At 59.3% G+C, this 1,527-nt stretch carries 2 protein-coding genes; both read left to right on the top strand.

What is annotated here, in order from left to right; genetic code table 11:
• A partial coding sequence (locus QF819_11120; GenBank protein MDP6803701.1) for a glycine--tRNA ligase subunit alpha occupies positions 1 to 669 on the top strand: 669 nt, incomplete at its 5' end.
• Positions 670 to 690: 21 nt separating this feature from the next.
• The coding region (locus QF819_11115; protein ID MDP6803700.1) for a glycine--tRNA ligase subunit beta at positions 691 to 1,527 on the top strand (837 nt) is incomplete at its 3' end.

The raw sequence follows: 1,527 nt of genomic DNA, 5'->3' as shown, positions 1-1,527 counted from the left end.
GACATCCGCTTCGTCGAGGACGACTGGGAGTCGCCGGGACTCGGCGCCTGGGGTCTGGGCTGGGAGGTGTGGCTCGACGGTATGGAGATCACCCAATTCACTTACTTTCAGCAGGTGGGGGGGATGGACCTGGACCTCATCTCGGCCGAACTCACCTACGGCCTCGAGCGGATCGCGATGTACCTCCAGGGGGCGCAGAGTGTCTTCGGCCTCGTCTGGTCCCGCGACCCAGAAACGGGCGCGGAGGTGAAATACGGCGACGTGCACCTCCAGACCGAGGTGGAGTTCAGCCGCTTCAACTTCGACGAGGCGGATCTGGACACCCACTTCAAGCTTTTCGACATGCACGAGGCCGAGGGCCTTCGACTCATCGGGAAGAGTCTGATCTTTCCCGCCTACGATCAGGCCCTCAAGTGCTCCCACGCCTTCAACGTGCTTGACGCGCGGGGGGCCATCAGCGTGGCCGAGCGGGCGCGCTACATCGGGCGCATCCGCAAGATGTCCCGCGCCTGCGCCGAGGCTTATCTGAAATCGCGCTACGAGGCGGAATTTCCACTGATCGGGGACGAGGCTGAAAAGGATCGATGGCTTGCGGCCTACGCGCCTCGCTTCGTGCCCGGAGGCGAGGAATCCGCCCCCGCCGGTGCGCCCGCAGGCCGCGCTTCCTGAATTTTTTCCCGGAGAAAGAAGTTGGGCAAGGAACTTTTGTTCGAGATCGGGACCGAGGAGATCCCCTCGGCCTATCTGCCGGGGATGCTCCGGGCGTTCGAAGATTTGGCGCGTGAATCCTTCAAAGATGACGCTTTGGATTTTGAAGGGCTTTCAGTACACGGAACACCAAGGCGGCTGGTACTCCACGTGGCTTCCCTGGCGGTGCACCAGAGGTTGCGTGAACGAGAAGCCCTTGGCCCTCCGGTATCAGCGGCTTTTGATAAAGACGGCAATCCCACCAAGGCGGCCCTCGGGTTTGCAAATACTTTTCGCGTAGAAGTCACTGACCTCTCCAGGAAGGACACGCCCAAAGGGGAAAGGCTTGCCTTCGTAAAGAAAGATTCAGGACAACCCACATTTGTAACTTTGCCGATTCTTTTGGACGACCTCATAAGGAAATTGCCCTCTCCTAAATCAATGAGATGGGGAAGCGGAAAAATTGCCTTCGTTCGCCCCATTCAATGGGTCCTGGCTATATATGGAAAAGATCTTGTCATAATTGATGTGACCGAAAGCGGGCGTTCTGAACCAGACTATCCCTCGTCGGGGATTACCACACGCGGCCACAGGTTCATGGCGCCAAAAGAATTTAAAGTCAATGATTTTCAGGATTATCTCAAGAAACTGCATAAACATTTTGTCGAGCCCGTTGTGGACGATGGGGAGGGGGGCGGAAGGGTCCCGATGGTGCGGAAGGGGGTGCTGGCGGTCGCCGGGAGAGCCGGGGCTGAACTCGCGGCCGGACCCGAGGCGGTCGATCGGTTGGTGGAGAGGGTGGCCCACCTCGTGGAGTGGCCCTTCCCGGTCGCCTGCGCC

The organism is Gemmatimonadota bacterium, from assembly GCA_030747075.1.
In the GTDB taxonomy this organism is placed as follows: domain Bacteria; phylum ARS69; class ARS69; order ARS69; family ARS69; genus ARS69.
Note: the sequence above shows the minus strand (reverse complement) of the source record. Positions and strands in the feature narration are given on the sequence as shown.